This window comes from Amycolatopsis coloradensis, from assembly GCF_001953865.1.
In the GTDB taxonomy this organism is placed as follows: Bacteria; Actinomycetota; Actinomycetes; order Mycobacteriales; family Pseudonocardiaceae; genus Amycolatopsis; species Amycolatopsis coloradensis.
Genome location: NZ_MQUQ01000009.1, coordinates 158,427 through 179,216, shown reverse-complemented (window position 1 = coordinate 179,216; position 20,790 = coordinate 158,427). Strand labels below are relative to the sequence as shown.

The 20,790-nt window shown below is 67.6% G+C and carries 16 protein-coding genes, 1 tRNA gene and 2 pseudogenes; 6 read left to right on the top strand and 13 right to left on the bottom strand.

The features are described 5' to 3' along the window. Positions 1 to 1,016 precede the first annotated feature (1,016 nt). Together BS329_RS17870 and BS329_RS17865 are read left to right on the top strand one after the other, a co-directional pair. Positions 1,017 to 1,235, top strand: coding sequence for a helix-turn-helix transcriptional regulator (locus BS329_RS17870; RefSeq protein ID WP_076162187.1), 219 nt, complete (start codon positions 1,017 to 1,019; stop codon positions 1,233 to 1,235). Continuing rightward, the gene (locus BS329_RS17865; protein ID WP_076162185.1) at positions 1,235 to 2,437 is read left to right on the top strand and encodes a tyrosine-type recombinase/integrase; all 1,203 of its coding nucleotides are present in this window, start codon (positions 1,235 to 1,237) and stop codon (positions 2,435 to 2,437) included. The genes BS329_RS17870 and BS329_RS17865 overlap by 1 nt, the downstream gene beginning before the upstream one ends. Before the next feature lie 537 nt (positions 2,438 to 2,974). On the opposite strand, the gene BS329_RS17860 is transcribed toward BS329_RS17865, so the two are convergent. The 4 genes and pseudogenes from BS329_RS17860 to BS329_RS17850 form a co-directional block, all read right to left on the bottom strand. Beyond that, positions 2,975 to 3,048, bottom strand: a tRNA-Pro gene (locus tag BS329_RS17860). A 139-nt stretch (positions 3,049 to 3,187) separates the two neighbouring features. Continuing rightward, positions 3,188 to 3,352: pseudogene (locus BS329_RS45525) on the bottom strand (alginate lyase family protein); the annotation flags it as partial. 58 nt (positions 3,353 to 3,410) lie between these two features. Next, positions 3,411 to 3,647 (bottom strand): annotated as a pseudogene (locus BS329_RS17855) (beta-propeller fold lactonase family protein); the annotation flags it as partial. An 83-nt stretch (positions 3,648 to 3,730) separates the two neighbouring features. Beyond that, positions 3,731 to 5,899, bottom strand: coding sequence for a glycosyl hydrolase family 18 protein (locus BS329_RS17850; RefSeq protein ID WP_143253105.1), 2,169 nt, complete (start codon positions 5,897 to 5,899; stop codon positions 3,731 to 3,733). A 267-nt stretch (positions 5,900 to 6,166) separates the two neighbouring features. Here BS329_RS17850 and BS329_RS17845 point away from each other — a divergent pair, with 267 nt between their 5' ends. Both BS329_RS17845 and BS329_RS17840 read left to right on the top strand, forming a co-directional pair. After that, complete coding sequence (locus BS329_RS17845) at positions 6,167 to 6,769, top strand: RNA polymerase sigma factor (RefSeq protein WP_076162305.1); 603 nt, start codon at positions 6,167 to 6,169, stop codon at positions 6,767 to 6,769. Then, positions 6,762 to 7,652, top strand: a complete 891-nt coding sequence (locus BS329_RS17840) for a CU044_5270 family protein (RefSeq protein WP_076162181.1) — start codon at positions 6,762 to 6,764, stop codon at positions 7,650 to 7,652. Before BS329_RS17845 ends, BS329_RS17840 begins: the two co-directional genes overlap by 8 nt. A gap of 4 nt (positions 7,653 to 7,656) precedes the next feature. Here BS329_RS17840 and BS329_RS17835 read toward each other — a convergent pair whose 3' ends face one another. Next, the gene (locus BS329_RS17835; protein WP_076162179.1) at positions 7,657 to 8,436 is read right to left on the bottom strand and encodes an enoyl-CoA hydratase/isomerase family protein; all 780 of its coding nucleotides are present in this window, start codon (positions 8,434 to 8,436) and stop codon (positions 7,657 to 7,659) included. Positions 8,437 to 8,471: 35 nt separating this feature from the next. Then, on the bottom strand, positions 8,472 to 9,362 hold the full coding sequence (locus BS329_RS17830; protein WP_208619226.1) for a PaaX family transcriptional regulator: 891 nt from the start codon (positions 9,360 to 9,362) through the stop codon (positions 8,472 to 8,474). A 146-nt stretch (positions 9,363 to 9,508) separates the two neighbouring features. Between BS329_RS17830 and BS329_RS17825 the strand changes: the two genes are divergently transcribed. Beyond that, positions 9,509 to 11,146 (top strand): ABC-F family ATP-binding cassette domain-containing protein, encoded by a 1,638-nt coding sequence (locus tag BS329_RS17825; protein ID WP_076162175.1) that lies wholly within the window; start codon positions 9,509 to 9,511, stop codon positions 11,144 to 11,146. 28 nt (positions 11,147 to 11,174) lie between these two features. Here the strand turns inward: BS329_RS17825 and BS329_RS17820 are convergent, their stop codons facing one another. From BS329_RS17820 to BS329_RS17790, 7 genes are all read right to left on the bottom strand, one after another. Then, positions 11,175 to 12,014, bottom strand: coding sequence for a carbohydrate ABC transporter permease (locus tag BS329_RS17820; RefSeq protein ID WP_076162173.1), 840 nt, complete (start codon positions 12,012 to 12,014; stop codon positions 11,175 to 11,177). Beyond that, complete coding sequence (locus tag BS329_RS17815; protein ID WP_076162171.1) at positions 12,011 to 12,898, bottom strand: carbohydrate ABC transporter permease; 888 nt, start codon at positions 12,896 to 12,898, stop codon at positions 12,011 to 12,013. Before BS329_RS17815 ends, BS329_RS17820 begins: the two co-directional genes overlap by 4 nt. A 7-nt stretch (positions 12,899 to 12,905) precedes the next feature. Further along, the gene (locus BS329_RS17810) at positions 12,906 to 14,183 is read right to left on the bottom strand and encodes an extracellular solute-binding protein (RefSeq protein WP_076162169.1); all 1,278 of its coding nucleotides are present in this window, start codon (positions 14,181 to 14,183) and stop codon (positions 12,906 to 12,908) included. 115 nt (positions 14,184 to 14,298) lie between these two features. Next, complete coding sequence (locus BS329_RS17805) at positions 14,299 to 16,416, bottom strand: alpha-galactosidase (RefSeq protein ID WP_076162167.1); 2,118 nt, start codon at positions 16,414 to 16,416, stop codon at positions 14,299 to 14,301. 434 nt (positions 16,417 to 16,850) lie between these two features. Continuing rightward, positions 16,851 to 17,288 (bottom strand): PPOX class F420-dependent oxidoreductase, encoded by a 438-nt coding sequence (locus BS329_RS17800; protein ID WP_076162165.1) that lies wholly within the window; start codon positions 17,286 to 17,288, stop codon positions 16,851 to 16,853. 4 nt (positions 17,289 to 17,292) lie between these two features. Then, positions 17,293 to 18,255 carry an RNA polymerase subunit sigma-70 gene (locus BS329_RS17795; protein WP_076162163.1) on the bottom strand — a complete coding sequence of 321 codons (963 nt, stop codon included), beginning with the start codon at positions 18,253 to 18,255 and terminating at the stop codon, positions 17,293 to 17,295. Positions 18,256 to 18,355: 100 nt separating this feature from the next. Further along, positions 18,356 to 19,303, bottom strand: coding sequence for a methionyl-tRNA formyltransferase (locus BS329_RS17790; protein ID WP_076162162.1), 948 nt, complete (start codon positions 19,301 to 19,303; stop codon positions 18,356 to 18,358). Between the two features lie 137 nt (positions 19,304 to 19,440). On the opposite strand from BS329_RS17790, the gene BS329_RS17785 reads away from it, so the two are divergent. Then, complete coding sequence (locus BS329_RS17785; RefSeq protein ID WP_076162160.1) at positions 19,441 to 20,784, top strand: lysine N(6)-hydroxylase/L-ornithine N(5)-oxygenase family protein; 1,344 nt, start codon at positions 19,441 to 19,443, stop codon at positions 20,782 to 20,784. Positions 20,785 to 20,790: the final 6 nt, after the last annotated feature.

Genomic DNA, 20,790 nt, shown 5'->3' with positions numbered 1-20,790 from the left:
GCAGTATGCGGACGGCGTCCGACATTCTTGCGCGGGCGGCTCCCGGCTATGTGCTTCGACTTGGGCCGTGTGCCCGCACTTGCCCAAAGGGGGCGCGGGGCAGCAGTTCCAGATCTGGCGGCGGCGCTGGAACACCTCAAGCCGAGTGCAGACACGTCGTCGACGGCAGGGCCGGGCGGGCTGGACCACGCCCGGTCGGCACATGATCCTGGCGATCGTATGTGGTCCTCGCGTAAGTTGCGCCCGCTACGGGTGACCGAGGCGGCACCGCTCCGAGGCGGTGCCCCCAATCTGCGGTAAGGCATCTGCAGATAGAGATCGATTTAGTGCTGAGCCTGGAGCCCAACGAGTCCGCATTCAGGCCCGCGAACCACGATCCGCCCCGGCGTTCTCTTCTGGCCTGTTGATGGTCTTCGAAGGAGCGCCGTAGCGCCCTGTAGGAGACCCCGGAAAGGCCATGGCCCGTCCAGGGCTCAGCTGCAGACCAGAACAAGACCACTCTCTGCGCTCGTAGGTCGTGCTGGAATCACACTGTGCGCGCGGATTCAGTGTTGCGAACGTAGTGCTGTCGCGTACCGTGGGAATCAAGGCGGCGCACGGATTGCGCCGCCGATCCAGGCAGATGCCAGACCGCTCGAAGACCCTTTGTGGTCTCGCGGGACGAGGGACGGACTCGGACGGGGCTCGCCGCGCTGGGCGCGGGAGGAACGAGACAACTCATCGCTATGTGAGAGGTCTCCCATGTCCATCCAGCCGTCCCACATTCGCGCGGCCGTGATGCTCCCCGTCGTCTGCCCGTCGCTCCGTCGCCACATTCGGGAACACCGGGCTGCCTCTGATCGGACGTCGGCCGAGGTCCCCGGTTTTGTGTTCACCGCGGCACCTCGTCCGGTCCCACGCTTCATCTTGCCTCCGCCGATCCTGCCTTCCCCTCGGATGCGCCCGGCCTTCGGCGGCGACACGGCGGCGTCCGGGACGTTCAGTGCTCTGGTTCGTGGCGGGACGGGGAAGTCGTGATGGAGCCGCGGCTGGTGGATGGGAAGTGGCTGTCGACGGAGGATGTGGCGGGGCTGCTGCATGTGGATCCGTCGACGGTGCGGCGCTGGCGGACCGCGCGGCCGCCACAGGGCCCGCCGTTCGTGCCGCTGTCCGAGCGGCTCATCGTCTACAGCGCCGCGGACGTCGACGCGTGGCTGCGCAGCCGGCGGGTGGATCCGGAGAAGGTGACGGCCTGATGGCGGGTGCGATCGCGCTGCCCATCGGAATCTCGCTGTCGTCGGACATCGAGTACCGCGAAGGCCGCAGCAAGCCGTACAAGGCGCGGGTGCGGTGGGTCGACCCGGTCACGAAGAAGCGGCCCAGCAAGTCGGAGTCGTTCGCCGAGGAGGCCGACGCCCGGAAATGGCTCGAGGGCATCGAGGAAGACGCCGCGCAAGGGATCGATCCGCGGATGGCGACGATGCCACTGACTGAGTACGGCGAGGCCAACATGCCGCTGATCATGCGGGGCCTGGAGGAGAAGACCCTGGACCCGTACATGGCGGGCTGGCGGCAGCGGGTCGTGCCAACCGTGGGGCACCTTCCGGTGCGGAGGATCACCAACGGTGTGGTCGACCGGGCGGTCCACACGTGGATCGCCGACGGCTGCAGCCGATCGGTGGTGAAAAACAGCATCGCGCCGCTGGTCAGGACCATGGAACAGGCACGCCGGGACGGCCTCGTCGACTTCAACCCGGCGCGGGTCACCGGGTGGCAGCAGGAGTACAAGCTGGCCGAAGACGAGCTGGAAGATCCGCGGTCACTCGCACTACCGGACTGGTACACGCTCACCACGCTGGCGGACGCGCTGGTCGCGCGATCCCACCGCGAATACCGCGGCTGGGGCGATGTGGTCGTGTTCGAGGCGTGCACCGCGACCCGGATCGGCGAGGTCTCCGGCTGCCGGGTCAAGGACATCGACACCACGAACTGGATCTGGAACCTGCGGCGCCAGACCACCCCTGGGCCCGGCGGGCTGCTGGACAAGGGCACCAAGGGCAAACGCGCCCGCAACGTGCCGATCATCGAGGACATCCGGGAACTCGTCCTGGAACGCATCGCCCTGACCGACGGGAACCCCGACGCCCGGCTCTTCCTCGGCCCACGCGGCGGCCGCATCACCACCGCGATCCTGCGGGACGCGACACACTGGGACGACGTCGTCACCCAACTCGGGTACGAGCACCTCCGCCGCCACGACCTGCGCCACACCGGGCTGACCTGGATGGCCGACGCCGGCGTCCCCGTGCACCACCTGCAGAAGATCGCCGGCCACGGCTCGCTGGAAGTCACCCAGCGCTACTTGCACCCGGACCACCAGTCGGTGACCGACGCGGGGGAGCTGCTGACCCAGCACCTGCGGGCACCACGTACACCCCGGCTGCTCGTCGTCAAATAACAACAGCCCGCTCCAATAAAACGCTCTGCCTTTTCGAAGGCAGAGCGTTTTCTTTTACGCGATTCCGTCTAGTCGAGCCGGTGCTAAGCCGCCCGTAGCGAATTGAGCGACCTGCCGTCGCGGTGTCCCCGCGACGTCGCGGGAAATCGCCACGGTGGCCTATTTGCGAGGCATTCTCTCGACGTCCTGCGTGCATTTTTAGGCCGGGTCGCGGAGGCACTCCCGGACATGTGCCAGTGGCGGTACGTCAGCACGCTGTGACAGTGTGTCGAAGGAGTTTCACCCGCGAGGGGGAGGTGGAGGCCTGTAGCTCGAATGCCTCCGCTCGCGCTCTAGCTGCCAGATTCACCTGAATGGCGGAGCGCGGCTGGCCCTCTTTCGCTTCGGTCAAGTGCGCTTCGGGGCCCGAAGAACCGGTGTGGTCCCCACGTGGTCCCCTAGCGGATGCTTCGGTGCCTGCCGAAAAATTGTCTTCGGTGAAACGAAAAAACCGCCTGACCTGAGTTTTCACTCAAGCCAAGCGGCTTTTCTGTCCGGTCGGGCTGACAGGATTCGAACCTGCGACCCCTTGACCCCCAGTCAAGTGCGCTACCAAACTGCGCCACAGCCCGGACCCGCGCTCCGTGGAGTGCGATGTGAGTACTTTAGCGGGTCCCGAAATCAGCCTTGCAGCCAGGGGTAACTGTGTGTTTGACCTGCGAAAACGGGCCGTGAGGGCCGCCCTGCCGCAATCGGGCGGTCCTCACGGGGTCACTGTGGGTTGTCCGCGTGCGTGAGGGTCTGCCAGGAGACGAACAGACTGTTGGTGCCCGCGGGGCGCTGGTGCAGCGTGAGGGCCTCCGTATTGCTCATGGTGTGCCCGAGACGGGTGTGGAGGTGGTTGTAGCCGACTTCGGTGATCGGGCCGAGGCCGATGGCATGGATCCGCTCCGCCGGCTGGCAGCGAGTCCAAGGCCGCCAGGGTGCCGTCTTCGGCGACCGACACGGCGGTGATCGTCCCTTCGGCCGTCTCGTTGACGGCGTAAAGCACCGGCAGCGTGGGATGCGGGGTCAGCCAGCTCGGCGAGTTCAGTTCGAGCGAGCCCGCCGGGGTCAGCTCCCCGGTCCGCCCGTCGCGCCAGAAGGTGCCGATGCCTTCGCCGTTGCCCTTGCTCGCGGCGGTGTAGGAGCCGACGATGATCAGGATCCGGTCGTCGTTCGCAGAAGTCACAGGCCCACTGTGCAGCAAACCGTGGACAAGGTGAAGGCCTCCTTGCCTGCCATCGAGGTAGGCAAGGAGGCCTTCACGGACTCTTACTTCAGCGAATTGTCCACTGTGGTCATGAGGGCGCCGGTGTCACCCGACATCTCCCATGCCATGACTCCCAGCAGTCCTCTGGTCTTGAGCCAGGCGACCTTCTGCTGGATGGACCAGGCGTCGTCGAAGGTCCACCATTGCCCGCCGTTGCCCGTGTAGCACGCGGTGGCCACGGCCGCGGTGTCGTGCTGGACGGTGCAGTTCGGGACACTGGCCAGGAGATTCGCGTAGCCACGAGTACCTGCTTCCTCGGGGAACTGGCCTGGCGCGGCGCCTGTAGCGCTCTGCCATTCGCCCTTCTTGCCGCCGTCCGCGACCCCTTGCCAGCCTCGCCCGTAGAAGGCGAGCCCGAGGGTCAGTTTCCGTGGATTGGCCCCCGCCTCGGTGTAGGCGTTGATCGCCGATTCCACACTGAACTTGAAGTTGTACGGATCGTCCGCGTCGGCGTAGAGGTTCCCCTGATGGCCGGTGCGGTTCGGCTCCCACGAGTTGTCGCTGCCCGAGCCGTGGAAGTCGTAACCCTGCACGTTCGCGACGTCGAGGTAGTCGAAGATCTTCGGGATTTCCCAACCGCCCTTCACCTTCGCCGGGTCGGCGGGGGTGAACGCCTGGAGTTCGTACCGCTTGCCGGTGGTGGCGCCATAGGCGTCCATCTGCGTGCGGAACTCGGCCAGCAGGGCGGTCAGATTCGTCTTGTCGTTGGCGCTCCAGTGGTTTCCGGGATGCCCGTCGGGGCTGCCCGGCCACTCCCAGTCGATGTCGATGCCGTCGAAGATGCCCGCGGCCGTGCCCGGCCCGCCGGCCCCGCCGTACGCCTTGACGTTCCCCTTCAGGTACGTGTCGATGCACGACGCGACGAACTTCTGCCGCGACGCGGCCGTGGCCGCGACATCGGAGAAGTACTTCGAGTAGGTCCAGCCGCCCAAGGAGATGAGGACCTTCAGGTTCGGGTTCTTGGCCTTGAGCTTCTTCAGCTGGTTGAAGTTGCCGCGCAACGGTTCCCAGCCGGTGTCGCCGACACCGTCGACGGACTGGGCGGCGGACATCGGCCGTGAGTAGTCGGCTTCCGCGTCGCCCGCGCCGTCACCCTGGTTCGGGTCCTGGGGGTTCGGCGTCGTTCCCTTGGTGACACCCGAAAGGCAGGTGTGGTTGACCGGGTCGATGTTCCCGAAGGCGTACAGCAGATGTGTCAGCTTGCTCGCGGACCCGTTGGTCACCAGGTTCTTGACGAAGAACTGGCGGCCGTAGATACCCCACTGGACGAAGTAGCCGACCCGGGCGTACCCGTTCACGATGTCGCCGGTGCGAGCGCTGACGGCGGCGCTCGCCGCGGAGACGTTGTCGTAGCCGTCACGGGCTTTCACCGTGAAACTGTACGAAGTGGACGGTGAAAGGCCGCTCACCGTCGCGGTCGTCCCGGTCACCGTGGTGGCGAGGGTCGTGCCGCGGTAGACGTCGTAGGAGACGACGCCGGTGTTGTCCGTGGAAGCGTTCCACGCCAGCGAGACGGAGCCCGACGTGACCGCCGTCGAGCGGAGGTTCGACGGCGCGGTCGGTGCCTGGGTGTCGTCGCTCGGGTTGTTCGTGGTCACCGCCAGGGCGGGGGTGGCCGGGGACTTGGCGTCCTTCCGGTCCTTGGCGACGACGGTGAAGCTGTACGCCGTGTTCGGCGTCAGCCCGGTGATCCGCGCTTCGGTGCCGGTGACCGAAGCCGCCAGCGTGGTGCCCTGGTAGACGTCGTAGCCGGCGACGGGCAGCGATCCCGGCGCCGACGCGTTCCAGGCCAGCGCGGCGGTCGTGGTCGTCTTCGCCACGAGGCGCAGGTTGGCCGGGGTCGACGGCGGGGTGTCGCCCGAACCGTCACAGTTGGCGTCGTCGATCCGGCACGTGGTCGGGTTGACCGCGGAACTGAGCCGGAACGACGGGCTGTACGGATAGGTCGAGCGGCCCGGCGCGAGGGATTTGATGTAGTACGCCGGGACGAGGGTCACCTGATTGCCCGCTTGGGAAACCGTGGCGTTGGAGCCGCTCGTGGCGGTCACGCCGGCGGGAACGGTGAAGGTGATGGACCAGTCGGCGACGGTTTCGCTGCTGGGGTTGGTGACGGTGTACTCACCGGTGGTGCCGGTCAAGGTGAAGGCGGCGCGGAGGCGGCCCGCCGCCATCGCCGGACTGCCCGCTGCCACGAGGAGCCCGGCGGCGAGGAGTAGCACGGTGAGTGCGCTGAGTAGTCGTTTTCTGGTGCGTCTCATGGCGGTTCTCTCCAAAAGAGGCGGCGAGACTGACCTGCTCGGAAATGGCGCGTGTGGTCTAGACCACACTTGAATGTAGCGCGACGCGCATAAAAGGTCTAGACCGATTCGTCGGTCATGAACCCCTTGGGCCCCGAATGCGGACAACGGGTGACACTGACGAACGGCGAAGGGCGGTTCATGAGTTCATCTCGGGCGGATCCGGGCGATCTGGAAGACGCGGAAGTGATCGCGAGGTCAGTGACCAGCCCGGACTGGTTTTCCGCGATCTTCGACCGGCATGCCGCGCACATCCACCGCTACCTGGTCAGACGCATCGGTCCCGCCGCCGCCGAGGACGCGCTGGGGGAGACGTTCCTGGTCGCCTTCCGCAAACGCGGGGGATACGACACCGAGCGCCGCGAGGCACGGCCGTGGCTCTACGGCATCGCGACCAACCTGGTGGCGCAGCGGCGGCGCGACGAGGTCAGAGAGCTGAAACTCCGGGAAGCCCTCGGGCCGCCGCCCGACGAGGAGGGCCATGCCGATCGCGTCGCGGAGCAGGTGACGGCCGAGGCGATGGGCAAGCTTCTCGACGGCGCGCTGGCGGAACTGGCCGTGGGCGACCGCGACACGCTGACGCTGTTCGCCGGAGAAGGCCTGAGTTACGAGGAAATCGCCGTGGCACTGGACATCCCGCTCGGCACCGTCCGCTCACGGCTCAACCGCGCCCGCCGCAAGGTCCGCGAGGCACTGGGACACCAGGACAGCACGAATTCGAAGGAGATCTCCAACCATGGATGAGCTGAAGCTGATCAGCGAGCGAACCAGCCCGGTTCCCCTCGCGGAATCCGCCGCGCTCGCCGCGGCCCGCGCGCGTTTGATGGACGAGATCGCCGCCGAAGGAACGGAAAACGTGGTGCCGCTGAGGAAACAGCGGCGCTGGGTCTGGACCGGGGTGGGTGCGGCTGGCCTGGCCGCGGCCATCACCGCCGTCGTGGCGCTCACCCCGGCCGGCCTGGAACCGCCCGCGGCCGCCGCGGATCCCGTGGCCGTGCTGCGCAGCGCCGCCGCGGTCGCGCTGAAAACGCCGGACACACCACCGAAACCGGACCAGTTCGTCTACACGAAGACCAAACAGCCCGACGGCGAGCGGGAAGCGTGGCTTTCGGCGGACGGCACCCACGACGGGTTGATCAAGATGGCGGACGGAAGTTCCTTCCCTGTTCCGGGCTGCCGGAACGGGCTGGCGCAGGCTTACAAGGGCGAAGAGCCGCTCAAGGGCGTCATGGAGCCGTGCACTCCGTCACCCGGCTACCGGCAGGATCTGCCCACCGACGTGGATGCGATGTTCGCTCACCTCAACGCCGACAATGCCGACCACAGCGGTAAGATGGGCAAGGACGTCGTCGCGCTGGCGAACGAAAACTACCTTCCCCCCGCCGTCCGGGCGGCCCTGTACGGCGCCGCGGCCAAGATGCCCGGGCTTCGCGCCGTCGACCACGCCACGGACGGAGCGGGCAGGCCTGGTGTCGGCATCACCTGGCCACTCAAGCCGGAGGACGATCCCAAGGTGGCGAAACCGGAGATGATCGTCTTCGCCGCTGACACGTTCCTGTACCTGGGCGGAAATGGGACGGCGGTGACCGCGTCCGGCGTGGTGGACGCGGTCGGTCAGCGCCCGTAGCGGTTCAGCGGCCGGTGAAGGTCGCCTTGCCAGGACCGTCGGCGAGGAAGGATTTCACCGCGCCGCGCAGGTCTTCGGTGTCGAAAAGGCCGGCGGCGATCGTCGTGATGTGCTCGTTCGCCTCGGCGACGCCGCCGTGCTCGTAGTGCTCGAGCACCTTCTTGGTGGCCGCGTGCGCCCGGGTCGGCCCCTGCGCGAGGTCGTTCGTGAAAGCGCGGACGTTCTCGTCGAAGCCGTCCACCGGGAACACGCGGTTCACCACGTTCCAGCGTTCGAGGGCCGCGGCGTCGTAGGTCGCACCGGTCATCACGAACTCCTTGGCCCGGCCGACGCCGGCGCGGGCGGCGAGACGCTGGGTGCCGCCCATGGTCGGGGTCAGGCCGACGACCCGTTCGACGAGACCGAACTTGGCCTTTTCGGTCGCGAGAATGATGTCACAGGCGACCGCGACCTCGAAGGCCCAGGTCAGGCACAGGCCGTGGGCGGCGAAGACGGTGGGGAACGGGAGGGCGGCGATCCGGTCGGGGATCGCCAGCATCTCGTCGAACAGCACCTTCGCCTCGGCCGCCGAGGACTGCGCGTCGAACAGGGAGACGTCGACGCCGCCGCTGACGATCTTTCCCTCGGCCCGGATGAGCACCGCGCGCGGCGGTGTGGCCTCCAGTTCGCCGATCGCCTCGCCCAGTTCCCGCTGGAGTTCCGCGGTGTAGAGGTTCAGCGGCGGCGAAGCGATGGTCAGGACGGCGACGTCGTCCTCGCGGTCGAGGCGGATCGAGGTGGCCAAGGCGAGTTCCCTCCGCTAGATCGTTTTCCGTGACCCTAGCCGGAGGTGTTCGCGAGTTCGTCCCATTGGCCCTGTGCTTCTGGTCGCCATTCGACGTGCTTGCGGTGGAACAGGTCCGCCGCGCGCACACCACTCCAACCGTCGGGCAGCAGTTTGAGCGGAAGGCGTGGATCGAGGAACGGAAAGCTACGCCATTCGTGGACGAGTTCGGTCTGTGCACGAAAGACGCCGCGTTCACCCGACGGCCTCGAACCGGTGAAACGGTCGATGAAGTCCTCGTAGCGGTCCTTGAGTTCGCTCAGATCCCAGGACCGCGCGACCATGGTTTCCTGATCGCCGATGTCGCCATAGGCGGCCGAGAACGACATCGCCTGCGCGTCGAGTCCGAGTTCCTGCACGATCTGCTGGGCTTCCCGCTGGCGGGAGAGGTCCGGGCTGACCCAGACGCCCGCCACCGGTGAACCGAACCCGGCCCACGTCAGGCGAGTGCGCAACCGGTGCCGCAGATCCCGCTTCGCCTCGGGCACCGAAACGATCAACATCAGCCAGTGGCCGTCCCAGGCCCGCTCCTCGTTGCCGAAGGCGTAGATGCGTTCAGCGCCTTCGGTCAGGAGGCGTCTGCCTGGTGGGGTGAGCGACCAGCGCACTCTTCGTCCGACACGTTCGGAGACCACCCAGCCCTCGGCGGAGGACCGGGCCAGCGCCTGCCGCGCGGATTTCTCCTCGATGTCCAGCACTCGCAGTGCTTCGACCAGGGTGGACGTCCAGATCGCCTGATCGCGGGGCAGCACGTACTCGCCGAGGATCGTCATCAACAGCGACCGCGCGCTGGCATGACTGACTTCCCGCCGCCTGCTCATCGTCGGCCTTCGAGTACCGCCTTTCTGCTGGTGGGCGACGGGGACCGGGGTGGCGGAGTCCGCCATTTGCTGTCACCGACCTCAATGCTCGGGAGTTCGTTCGGGTCCAGAAGAACAACCAGGTTACCCACGTTCCGTGATCGCTTGGATACTTGCCACTCTTCCGAGGGACCACGAGTCGTTCAATCGGTCCCCGTAGACTTACTGATCTCATGAGCGCCACACTCGTTGCCAAGGATCTCGCCGCCGGCCACGGCGACCGTGTTCTGTTCTCCGGTCTCGGCCTGGTCGTCGCCCCCGGCGAGGTGATCGGTCTCGTCGGTGTCAACGGCGCGGGGAAGTCGACCCTGCTCAAGACTCTCGGCGGCCTCGTGCCGCCGGAAGAGGGCAGCGTCCGGCTGAACCCGCCGACGGCCACCGTCGGTCACCTCCCGCAGGAGCCGGAACGCCGCGAAGGGGAGTCCGTCCGCGGGTTCCTCTCACGCCGCACCGGTGTCACCGCCGCGCAAGCCGCGCTCGACGCCGCCACCGAGGCGCTCACCGCGGGTGAGCCCGGAGCGGACGACGCCTACGGTGCCGCCCTCGAGCGCTGGCTCGCGCTCGGCGGAGCCGATCTGGACGATCGGGCGGGCGAGGTCGTCGCGGACCTCGGGCTGACCGTCAATCTCGACCAGCCGATGCTGTCGCTGTCCGGCGGGCAGGCGGCGCGGGCGGGGATGGCTTCGCTGCTGTTGAGCCGATACGACATCTTCCTGCTCGACGAGCCCACCAACGACCTCGACCTCGACGGCCTGGAACGGCTGGAGCGGTTCGTGACCGGGCTGCGCGCCGGGACGGTGCTGGTCAGCCACGACCGGGAATTCCTCGCCCGCACCGTGGATCGCGTCGTCGAACTCGACTTCGCGCAGCAACAGGTGCGGACCTACGGCGGCGGTTACGAGTCCTATTTGGAGGAACGGGCCGTCGCGCGGCGGCACGCCCGCGAGGAGTACGACGAATACGCGAACACCAAGTCCTCGCTCGAAGCCCGTGGTGCGATGCAGCGTTCGTGGATGGAGAAGGGCGTCAAGAACGCCCGGCGCAAGGCCACCGACAACGACAAGGTCGGCCGCAAGTTCCGGAGCGAGGCGACCGAGAAGCAGGCGTCGAAGGCCCGCCAGACGGATCGCATGATCGAACGGCTCGACGTCGTCGAGGAACCCCGCAAGGAATGGGAACTGCGGATGGAGATCGCCGCGGCGCCCCGGGCGGGCGCGGTCGTGGCGACCCTGCGCGGCGCGGTGGTGCGGCGAGGCGAGTTCACCCTCGGTCCGGTGGACCTGCAGATCGACTGGGCGGACAAGGTCGCGATCACCGGGGCCAACGGCGCCGGGAAGTCGACGCTGCTCGCCGCCCTGCTCGGCCGGATCCCGGTCGACGAGGGCGGCGCGTCGCTCGGTTCCGGCGTCGTGGTCGGAGAGGTCGACCAGGCGCGGAAGCTGTTTCTCGGCGACCTTCCGCTCTTCGAGGCCTTCGCCCGCGAGGTCCCGGAACTCGCCGACGCCGACGTGCGGACGCTACTGGCGAAATTCGGGCTGAAGGCCGCGCACGTGCTGCGGCCGGCGGCCACGCTGTCACCGGGGGAGCGGACCCGGTCGGCGCTGGCACTGCTCCAGGCGCGCGGAGTCAACCTGCTGGTGCTCGACGAGCCGACGAACCACCTGGACCTGCCCGCGATCGAGCAGCTGGAGTCGGCGCTGTCGGAGTATCCGGGGACGCTGCTGCTCGTGACGCACGACCGGCGGATGCTGGACGCGGTGGCAACGACGCGGCGACTGGAAGTGGCCGACGGGAAGGTCACCGAACTCTGAGCAACCAGAGGACTACTTGCGCCAGGCTTCAGCCCTTGGTCGCCCCGCCGGTCAGCCCCTTCACGAACTGCTTCTGCAGCGCCAGGTAGAAGATCAGCACCGGCAGGGTCGCCAGGAACATCAGCGCGAACACACTGCCGAGATCCGCCTGGTACTGGCCGATCGAACGGTAGATCCCGGTGGTGATCGTGGTCCCCTGGCTGGGGCCGAGGATGATCAGCGGGTCGATGAAGTCGTTCCAGATCCACACGCCGAGGAAGATCAGCACGCTCGCGGTGGCCGGGCGCAGCAGCGGGAACACGATCCGCCAGAACACCTGCGCCCGGCTCGCGCCGTCGAGGAGCGCGGCCTCCTCGAGTTCCACCGGCACCCCGCGGATGAATCCGGTGAACACGAAGACGCCGAACGGCACGTAGTACCCGACGTTGAACAGCACCAGGCCCTGCAGTGTCGCCATCATCCCGGTCAGCCGCAGCACCTCGGTGACCGGGATCAGGATCACCTGGGGCGGGATCATCAAGCCCGCCAACAAGAACAGCGCGAGCACCTTGGTCCATCGGCTGCCCGAGCGCGCGAGGTAGTGGCCGAGCATGGCCGAAAGCACCGTCAGCACGATGATCGACAGCAGCGTGACGAGCATGCTGTTCGCCAGGCTCACCCAGAACAGGCCGTCTGGCCGGGTGAGCACGGCGTGGATGTTGGTCAGCGTCGGCGGCAGCGGGACCGACGCCGGCTCTCGGGCGATCAGCTCGCCGGGTTTGAAGACGTTGACGAGCACGTAGTACAAGGGCACGAAGAAGATCGCGCTCACCAGGATCGCGACCACAGGCCGCGCCCACGACCGCCGCCCACTGTCCTTTGTGGTCACAGGTCGACCTCCCGCCGTCGCAGGAACCGGAGCACGATCGTGGTCAGCGTCGCCACGATAACCAGCATCACCACGGCCATCGCGGACGCGTAGCCGACGTGGTTCGCGTCGAGGCCGGTGGCGAGGACGTTGAACGCGATGGTGGCGGTGGTCCCCGAACCCGGGCCGCCGTTGGTGACGACCTTGACGTAGTCGTAGGTCTTGAACGCCGAGATCAGCAGGACGACGGTGTTGATGGTCAGCGACGGCGCGAGCAGTGGCCAGGTCACCGCGCGGAACCGCCGGACCGGTCCGGCGCCGTCGATCTCCGCCGCTTCCAGCAGTTCGGCCGGGACGCCCTGGAGGCCCGCGAGGTAGACGACCACGCAGAAACCCAGCATCTGCCAGCAAACGATCGACGCGACCGAGTACAGCGCGAGGTCCGGGTCCGACAGCCAGCCCGGCGGCTGCTCGACGCCGAGCGCGCGGAGGACGTCGTTGATCGGCCCCCGGTCGTCGAGGAGTTTCGTCCAGACGATGCTGACCACGACCGAGCTGAGGATCACGGGCGTGAAGAACACGCTCCGCAAAGCGTTGTACAGCCAGCCTTTCCGGTCGAGCAGCAGGGCGACGCCGAGCCCGAGCACGTTCGGCACGACCACCACGATCACGGTCAGGATCGTGGTGACCTCGAGCGCGGTGAGGAACTGCTCGTCTTGGAAGAGCAGCTTGTAGTTCTCGAGTCCCACGAATTCCGAGGGCGGGGTGAACGGGTTGTGGTTCGTCAGGCTGTAACCGAAACTGATGAGGATCGGCGCCATGACGAAGCAGAGATAGATGACGACGCCGGGTGCGCCGAACGACGCGAAGTGCCAGACCCGCGGCAGGATCGGTTTTCTCCCCATCGTGGCGTCAGCGCGCCTTCGCCCACTCGGCGTCCAGGAACGCGCACGCGTCGGCCACTGTCTTGCGGCCGGTGATGACGTCCTGTGCGGCCTGGTAGACCTTGTCCTTCATGCCCGGCAGCAGCCCGTCGTCCGCGGTCTCCCAGCTGAAGGCGTTCACGACCGCGTTCTTCGACACGGCTTCCCGGTAGAGGTCATAGCCCGCTTTGAACACCGGGCCGACGTCGGACGGCGGCGTGTAGCCCTTGATCGCGGGGAACAGGCCGTCGGCCTTGACCGAGGCGTCGATCTGCCCTTTGTCGAGCTGGAACGCGAGCGCGAACTTCCTTGCCGCGTCGAGGTTCGCGGACTTGGCGTTGACGACGATGCCGCCACCGGTGTACGCGGGCACGACGAGTCTGCCGTCCTCGGAGGGGAAGTTGAAGACGCCGATCTCGAACGACGGCTTCTTGGCGTCGGCGCTGGCGGCGAACCAGTTGCCCATCGGGTACATCGCGCCTTCGCCGTTGAGGAAGGCGGCTTCGGTCGCCGAGTAGTCCCGCGAGACCTGTGTCTTGTCGAGGTATCCCTTGGCGACCAGGTCGGCGAACTTGCCGAACGCCTGCTGGAAGGCCGGATCGCTGAACTTGACCTTGTCGTTCCGACGCTGGGAAAGCCAGTCCGGGGTCTTGCCGTAGACCTCGACGCTGACGAGACCGTCCAGCAGCATCGCGGACGGGAACCCTTCCTTGCCGCCGCCGATGGTGAACGGCGTGATGCCCTTCGCCTTCAGTTTCTCCGACGCGCCGAGCAGTTCCGCCCAGGTCTTCGGCGCCGACGCGATCCCGGCGTCGGCGAAGAGTTTCTTGTTGTAGTAGATCGGCGGGATGGTCTGGGTGTTGGCAGGAAGCTGATGGTGCCCGCCCTTGATCGGGTTGGCCGCGGGGAACTGGAAGTCCTTGAGCTCCTCGGGCGTCCACGCGTAGAGGGTGCCCGACTCGGCGAACCCGGCCGAGTCGATGGCGATCGCGACGTCGGGGAACTGACCCGACTGCAGCAGTTGCTTGGCGTAGCCGGTGCGGTCGGTCGAGGGGGCGACCAGCTTTTTCACGCTGAGGCCGGGATTACGGTCCGCCACCCGGTTGATGGCGGCGTCCCAATAGGACGGTGGCAGGTTCGGCGTTTCGAAGGTCAGGAAGGTGATCTCCGAACCCGTGCCGGAGCCACTCGCGCCGCCGCCGACGGTGCAGCCGGTGAGGCTCGCGGCGAGGAGCAGCGCCGCTCCCCACGCGAAAGTCCTTCTCATCCCCAGTCGCCCTTCTCGCGGCGTCTCATATACGACGGCATTCGATCGGATGTCTAGGGGGATGTCAAGCGGCTGTGCCGGGCGAAAACCCCGCAAAACCGGCGATTCATCTGATCTATCCGGGTGTCTGGAGCTTGACCAGCCGGACCGCCGCGCTGGCGAAATCGCCGTCCGGCAGACCGGCGAACAGGCCGTGTGCCAGCAGCGAGGCGCCGTGCCACACCTTCCCGGTGTCCTCGTCGCGGTAGCGGGCGGCGGGGTCGAGCCCGTCGAGCCGGACCGGTCGTTCGGGGGTGTGGAAATGTGCCGCTTGCCGGAACACGAACACGACCACGCGCTTTCCGTCCGCCGCCACGTACTGCGACGCGGAGACGCCGTCGGTGGACGGCGGCACGAGCCGATGGAGTCTGCCGTGCTGGACGACCGGCCGGATCTCCTTGTACAGCGCGATCTGCTCGCGGGCGTAGGCGAGGTCTTCCTCCGGCCACTTGACGATGTCGCCGCCGACGCCGAGCACCCCCGCCATCGCGACATGGAACCGGAAGCGCAACGGCGTGGACCGCCGGGTGACGAAGTTCGGGTCGTCGGTGACCCACGCCGACATCGCCCGCGCCGGATACACCTGCCCGTAGCCGTGCTGGATGACGAGCCTGTCGAGCGCGTCGGTGTTGTCGGAGGTCCAGACCTGGTCCGTCCTGGCCATGATCCCGAAGTCGATCCGCCCGCCACCGCCGCTGCACGCCTCGATCCGCAGCCCGGGGTGGGCGGCGCGCAGGCGGTCCATGATCGCGTAGACCGCCCGGGTGTGCTCCACCCACAGGCGGTCCGGGTCGCCGTCGGCGGGCCAGCCCGCTTCGCTGAACGGACGGTTCATGTCCCACTTCAGGAAATCGATCCCGTGCCCGCCGACGAGCGAGTCGAGCGCGCCGAACGCCCACTCGGCGACGTCCGGACGGGCGAAATTGAGCACCAGCTGGTGTCGCAGCGCCGACCGTGTCCTTTGTGGATGATGCAGGATCCAGTCCGGGTGGGCCCGGTACAGCTCGCTGTCCGGGTTGACCATTTCGGGTTCGACCCAGAGCCCGAACTTCATCCCGAGCCGGTGCACTTCGCCGACCAGGGGTGCCAGGCCGTCCGGGAACTTCTCGCGGTTGACGTGCCAGTCGCCGAGCCCGGCGTGGTCGTTGTTCCGGGCGCCGAACCAGCCGTCGTCCATCACGAAGAGTTCGACACCGAGCGCCGCGGCTTTCTCGGCCAGCGCCCGTTGTCCGGCTTCCGTGACGTCGAAACCCGTTGCCTCCCAAGAGTTGTAGAGCACCGGACGGAGTTCGCCGGGATGCGGGAGGACATGGTCGAGGGTGTATGCGTGCCACGCGCGGCTCGCGGCGCCGAACCCGCCTTCGGAGTACAGCCCGGCGAAGACCGGCGTGGTGAGGGTGGTGCCGGGGGCGAGCCGCGGGACGACGCCGTCCTGGCCGAAGCCTCCGGTCACCGTGAGGCGGCCGGTGGACGACCGGGTGGTGGTGATCCGCCACGAACCGCTCCACGCGAGCACGGCGCTGTAGACCTCGCCGTGCCGCTCGGTCGCGTCGCCGTCGTCGAGCATCACCCACGGATTGGCGTGGTGGCTGGTGATGCCGCGCCTGCTGCCGAAGGTGGTTTCGCCGTGGGGCACCGATTCCCGGAGCAGCTGGCTTTCCGCGGCCCAGCGGCCGGTGACATGGCTGATCCGGTAGTCCGGCCGGACCGGCACGACCCAGGTCGCCGAGTCGGCGCGGAGGACCTCGATCGGGCCGTCCGTGCCGTCGTGGCCGAGTTCGGTCCAGCGCTCGATGACGTCGGTGCCCGCCGGGGCGCGGTAGCCGAGCGTGACGCGCAGCGGGTAGTGGCGATCGCGGAAATGGACGCGCAGCCGTCCGCCGTCGATGTCGTGGGAAAGGTAGCGCCATTCGAGGGCCCGGGTCCCGTCGGCGAACCGGAGCTGGAGGGCGGGGGTCCAGTAGCGGGTGCCGCCGTCGGCGGCGAGTTCGTCCAGCCCCTCGTTGGGATCGTTGAAGGCGTCCCAACGTGCCTGGGTGCGGGGGAGTACGTCGGCGAGCTGGTCCGGGGTGAGCGCCGGGCCCCAGTAGACGTGGGCGGGCGTGTCGTCCTCGGTCAGCCTGAGCGCGTAGCTCGTGGCTGCCGTGCGGATGAGCCAGGAACGGGTGCTTTCGTCGAAAACGATCTCGGCCACCGGGCCATCCTGGTCCCGAACGGCGGTGGGGGCCAAGTGAAGCCCCGCTCGCCGGTACATCGGGTGGCTTCGTGTCGGGCCAAGAGTGTTTTGGGTAGCTACGGCCGGGTCGGGACGACCCGAGGGGTGACGATGGGGGAATCGGGACGTTCAGTGCCCAGATCCCTGCATCGTCGCGCCGGTCGTTGATCAAGCTCAAGCCGTTCCTGGCACAGTCGAGCGGAAAGGATTGAGGTTCAACGTCCTTGGCGGCGACCAGTGGTCGGGCAATACCGGTCTACCAGAACCCGAATCGCCACCCGCGCCTCACGAGAGCCGCTGTCCCCTCTGCTCCCGAAGGCTGGCGCCCCGGTGTCGCGAAAGCCACTTTGGGGACATCAGATGTCCCGAAAGTGGCTTTCGCGACACCCGGAAGGGCTGGTGGTGCCCGTGCTTCAACCGCCCACCTTCGCGATCGCCACGAGATGCTTCGGCCGCACCCGCACCAGCACCTTCCCCGGTGACGTCGCGTAGGCCAGCCAGCCGTCGATCGTCTCCTGCCCGGCTTCCCCGAGGTACCGCTCGGCGATCAGCGCCGAACCGCGGCGGACCTCGTCGGGATCCGAAACGATCTCCGCGACACCCTCGACACTCACGAACGAATACGGCGGACGCGGGTCGTCGGCGACCACCGACACGCACGGATTCTCCTTGAGCGCCTTGCCTTTGACGGTGTCGGCGCCCAGGTTGACCAGTACGTCGTCGCCGTCGAGGGCGAACCAGACCGGGACGGCGTGCGGCCTGCCGTCCGGGCGGACCGTCGCGAAGACGGCGGTGCGGGTGCCTTCGGTGAGAAAGGCGCGGCGCTGGTCGTCGGTCATCTTCTCCGGCATTGCTTCATCCCCTCAGGGTGGCGTCCAGGCCGAAGGCCGGGAACAGGTGGCTGTCGAACGTGGTGAACTCCGCGGCCAGCTCGCCGACGACGCGGACGACATCGAGTTTGAAGGCGCGGAAGACCGTGTCGCCGGGGCGCCGTAGGTACGAGGCGAAGGCGGGCATTCGGTTCGCGTCGACCGCGACGGCACGCCATTCGCCCATCTCTTCAGCGATCCTGCCGTGCCTGGCGAGGTGTTCGAGTCCGATGTAGCAGTGCGGCTCCGGGGGCATGGTCACGCGGACGTCGTCGCGGACCAGGCGGCTCAGCGTGCTGAAGTCGCCGCTGTCGTGCGCGTGGACGAGCCGCCGGACCAGCGCTCGTTCCTCTTCGGACGGCGCGGACGCCGACCAGTCGCCTCGCCGCCGCGGAAGGCGTTCGCGCAGGGTCGCCCGGCCGCGTTGCAGCGCGCTGTTCGCGGCGGGGACCGACAGGTCCAGCAGACCGGCGGTTTCGGCGGCCTGCCAGCCGAGCACGTCACGCAGGATCAGCACCGCGCGTTGCCGCGGGGGCAGCAGCTGGAGCACCGCGAGGAAGGCGAGTTCGATGGTCTCCCTGGCGACGGCGAGCGCGTCCGGTTCGGCTTCGGACGGCGCGATCTCGTCCAGCAGCCGGTCCGGATACGGCTGGATCCAGGGAACTTCGGCGAACGAACGCAGCGACGGCACCCGCCGTTCGTTCCTGCGGATCGCGTCGAGGCAGGCGTTGGTGGCGATCCGGTACAGCCACGCGCGGAAGTTCCCGCCGTCGAACGTGTCCAGTCCGCGCCAAGCGTTGAGCAGCGCTTCCTGGACGACGTCTTCCGCCTCGTCGAACGAGCCGAGCATCCGGTAGCAGTGGACGTGCAGTTCCCGCCGGTGCCGTTCGGTGAGCGCGGCGAAGGCGGTTTGGTCTCCCGCCTTCGCCGCGGCGATCGTGTCGGTCATGGCGCCTCCCATCGAGTGTTCCTACCCGATGTAACGGCGCCCTTCGCGAGAACTCATCGGTCTCGCGATGACTTTTTTCCTGTGACCGTGAAACCGCAGATCAGGGGCGAGTTGTGAGGTAGCCGCCCATGGTGCGGAAGTAGTCGGTCGCGGCCAGTTCGGTGCCGTCCTCGGTCCGGACCCGCTCGATGACGAGCCCGTGCGACCGGCCGCGGCGCGCTTCGGGACCGGCGACGATCACGACGCCCTCACCCTCACGGATGAAGATCCGGCCGGGGGTGCCGCCGTAGAGGCCCGCCGAAACCGACGAGCGGACGACGCGCAGCTGCTTGCCGCGGTGGTAGGTGAAGGCGTTGGGGTACGGGTCGGACTGCGCGCGTACCAGCCGCTCGATCTCGTCGGCCGGCCACGTCCAGTCGATGAGACTGTCTTGGAGGGCGCGCTTGTGGAAGAAGCTGGCTTTCGACCTGTCCTGCTTGACCGGTGTGAAGTTCCCCTTCGCGATCAGCTCGATGGCGTCGGTGGTGATCGGCGCGATGAGATCGACCGTCCGGTGGAAGAGATCGGTCGTCGTGTCCTTCGGCCCGACCTGGACGGATCGCTGGAGCACGATGTCGCCCGCGTCCAGGTCGGCGTCCATCATGTGAGCCGTGACCCCCACTTCCGGCTCGCCGTTGATGAGCGCCCAGATCAGTGGCGAGAAGCCGGCGTAGGCGGGCAGCAGCGAGTCGTGCACGTTCAGCGTGCCGTGGCGCGGCATCTCGAAGATCTCGGGCGGCAGCCAGGTGCGCCAGTTGTTGGCCACGATCAGATCGAGGTCGGCTTCTTTCAGCTCCGCCAGCAGTTCGGCGTCGTCGGGACGCTGACGCAGCAGCGCCCGGATCCCGTTGGCCTCGGCGAGATCGGCGACGGAATCGGACCAGATCTTCTCGTAGGCGTGGTCACTCTTCGGGTGGGTGACGACGAGGGCGACATCGTGGCCCGCGTCGATCAACGCACGCAGGGTGCGGTGTCCCCAGGTCTGGTATCCGAACATGGCGACCCGCATGGGACCGGCCTCCTCCTGGTCGAGGGATGAACATCACCACTGAAAGTACTAGTTGAGCCTCACCTAACTTAGGTTAGGGTTCCCTGGTCTTTGTAACGAAGTACCGAGATGCGGCCGAGCCGCGCTAGGGGTTCAAGATGGCACGAGCAGTGGTCGGTGAACGGGTTCCGGTCTACGACGTGGTCGGGGTCGGGTTCGGGCCGTCGAACCTGGCGCTCGCCATCGCGGTCACCGAGCACAACGCCGCGCCGGGGGCCGAGACCGTCACGGCCCACTTCCTCGAGCGCCAGGTCCGGTTCGGCTGGCATCGCGGGATGCTGATCGACAACGCCACCATGCAGGTCTCGTTCCTCAAGGACCTCGCGACGATGCGGAATCCGACGAGTTCGTTCAGCTTCCTGTCGTATCTGCACAGCAAGGACCGGCTGGTCGATTTCATCAACCACAAGAACCTGTTCCCGTTGCGGATCGAGTTCCACGACTACTTCGAATGGGCGGCGGAAAAGGTCGACGACCTGGTTTCCTACGGCACCGAAGTCCTTTCGGTGACGCCGGTCTTGGACGGCGAAGAGACCGTGTTCTTCGACGTCCACGCCCGCACCGGCGGAGAACTGGTGAACCTGCGTGCCCGCAATCTGGTGATGGGCACCGGGTTGCGGCCGAACCTCCCCGACGGTGTGACACCGGGTGCCCGCGTCTGGCACAACAGCGAACTGCTGCACCGCGTCGAGGGCATGGCCGCCGAAGAGCCGCGCCGGTTCGTCGTCGTCGGAGCCGGCCAGAGCGCGGCCGAGGTCAGCGCGCTGCTGCACGACCGCTTCCCCTTGGCCGAGGTGTGCGCGGTGTTCGCGCGCTACGGCTACAGCCCGGCCGACGACAGCGCGTTCGCCAACCGGATCTTCGACCCCGAGGCGGTCGGGCGGTTCTACGAGGCGCCGGAAGCGGTCAAGGAGCGCCTGATGCGTTACCACGGCGCGACCAACTATTCGGCCGTGGACATCGATCTGATCGACGAGCTGTACCGCCGTGTCTACCGCGAGAAGGTGCAGGGCATCGAGCGGCTGAAGCTGATCAACGTCTCCCGTCCCACCGAAGTCGTCGACACCGGCTCCGGAGTGCGGTTCACCCTCGAGGCGCTGGAGACCGGTGAGCAGACCCGGCTCGACGCCGATTTCGTCGTGTACGCCACCGGGTACAGCCCGGCGGACCCGACGCCGTTGCTCGGTGAACTCGCCTCCGCGTGCCTGCGTGACGGCGAGGGCAGGCTGCGCGTCGAACGCGACTACCGGATCGTCACCGAACCGCCGCTGGGCGGCGGGATCTACCTCCAGGGCGGCACGGAGCACACCCACGGCATCACGTCGTCGCTGCTGTCCAACACCGCCGTCCGGGTCGGCGAGATCCTGCGGTCCATTGTGGACCGGCGGGCTGCCGGCGTGACGCGGCCCGAGTACGCGGTGAGCGGCACCGGAACGGCCTGACCCGCA

What these genes read in the sequence shown, in the direction of transcription:
- BS329_RS17870 (WP_076162187.1), top strand. Translation starts at nt 1,017, where the DNA reads ATGGAGCCGCGGCTGGTGGATGGGAAGTGGCTGTCGACGGAGGATGTG.
- BS329_RS17865 (WP_076162185.1), top strand. Translation starts at nt 1,235, where the DNA reads ATGGCGGGTGCGATCGCGCTGCCCATCGGAATCTCGCTGTCGTCGGAC.
- BS329_RS17850 (WP_143253105.1), bottom strand. Translation starts at nt 5,899, where the DNA reads ATGGCGGCGGGCCGCCTCCGCGCCGCCTTCACCTTGACCGGCACCACC.
- BS329_RS17845 (WP_076162305.1), top strand. Translation starts at nt 6,167, where the DNA reads ATGAGTTCATCTCGGGCGGATCCGGGCGATCTGGAAGACGCGGAAGTG.
- BS329_RS17840 (WP_076162181.1), top strand. Translation starts at nt 6,762, where the DNA reads ATGGATGAGCTGAAGCTGATCAGCGAGCGAACCAGCCCGGTTCCCCTC.
- BS329_RS17830 (WP_208619226.1), bottom strand. Translation starts at nt 9,362, where the DNA reads ATGGCGGACTCCGCCACCCCGGTCCCCGTCGCCCACCAGCAGAAAGGC.
- BS329_RS17825 (WP_076162175.1), top strand. Translation starts at nt 9,509, where the DNA reads ATGAGCGCCACACTCGTTGCCAAGGATCTCGCCGCCGGCCACGGCGAC.
- BS329_RS17815 (WP_076162171.1), bottom strand. Translation starts at nt 12,898, where the DNA reads ATGGGGAGAAAACCGATCCTGCCGCGGGTCTGGCACTTCGCGTCGTTC.
- BS329_RS17810 (WP_076162169.1), bottom strand. Translation starts at nt 14,183, where the DNA reads ATGAGAAGGACTTTCGCGTGGGGAGCGGCGCTGCTCCTCGCCGCGAGC.
- BS329_RS17800 (WP_076162165.1), bottom strand. Translation starts at nt 17,288, where the DNA reads ATGCCGGAGAAGATGACCGACGACCAGCGCCGCGCCTTTCTCACCGAA.
- BS329_RS17795 (WP_076162163.1), bottom strand. Translation starts at nt 18,255, where the DNA reads ATGACCGACACGATCGCCGCGGCGAAGGCGGGAGACCAAACCGCCTTC.
- BS329_RS17790 (WP_076162162.1), bottom strand. Translation starts at nt 19,303, where the DNA reads ATGCGGGTCGCCATGTTCGGATACCAGACCTGGGGACACCGCACCCTG.
- BS329_RS17785 (WP_076162160.1), top strand. Translation starts at nt 19,441, where the DNA reads ATGGCACGAGCAGTGGTCGGTGAACGGGTTCCGGTCTACGACGTGGTC.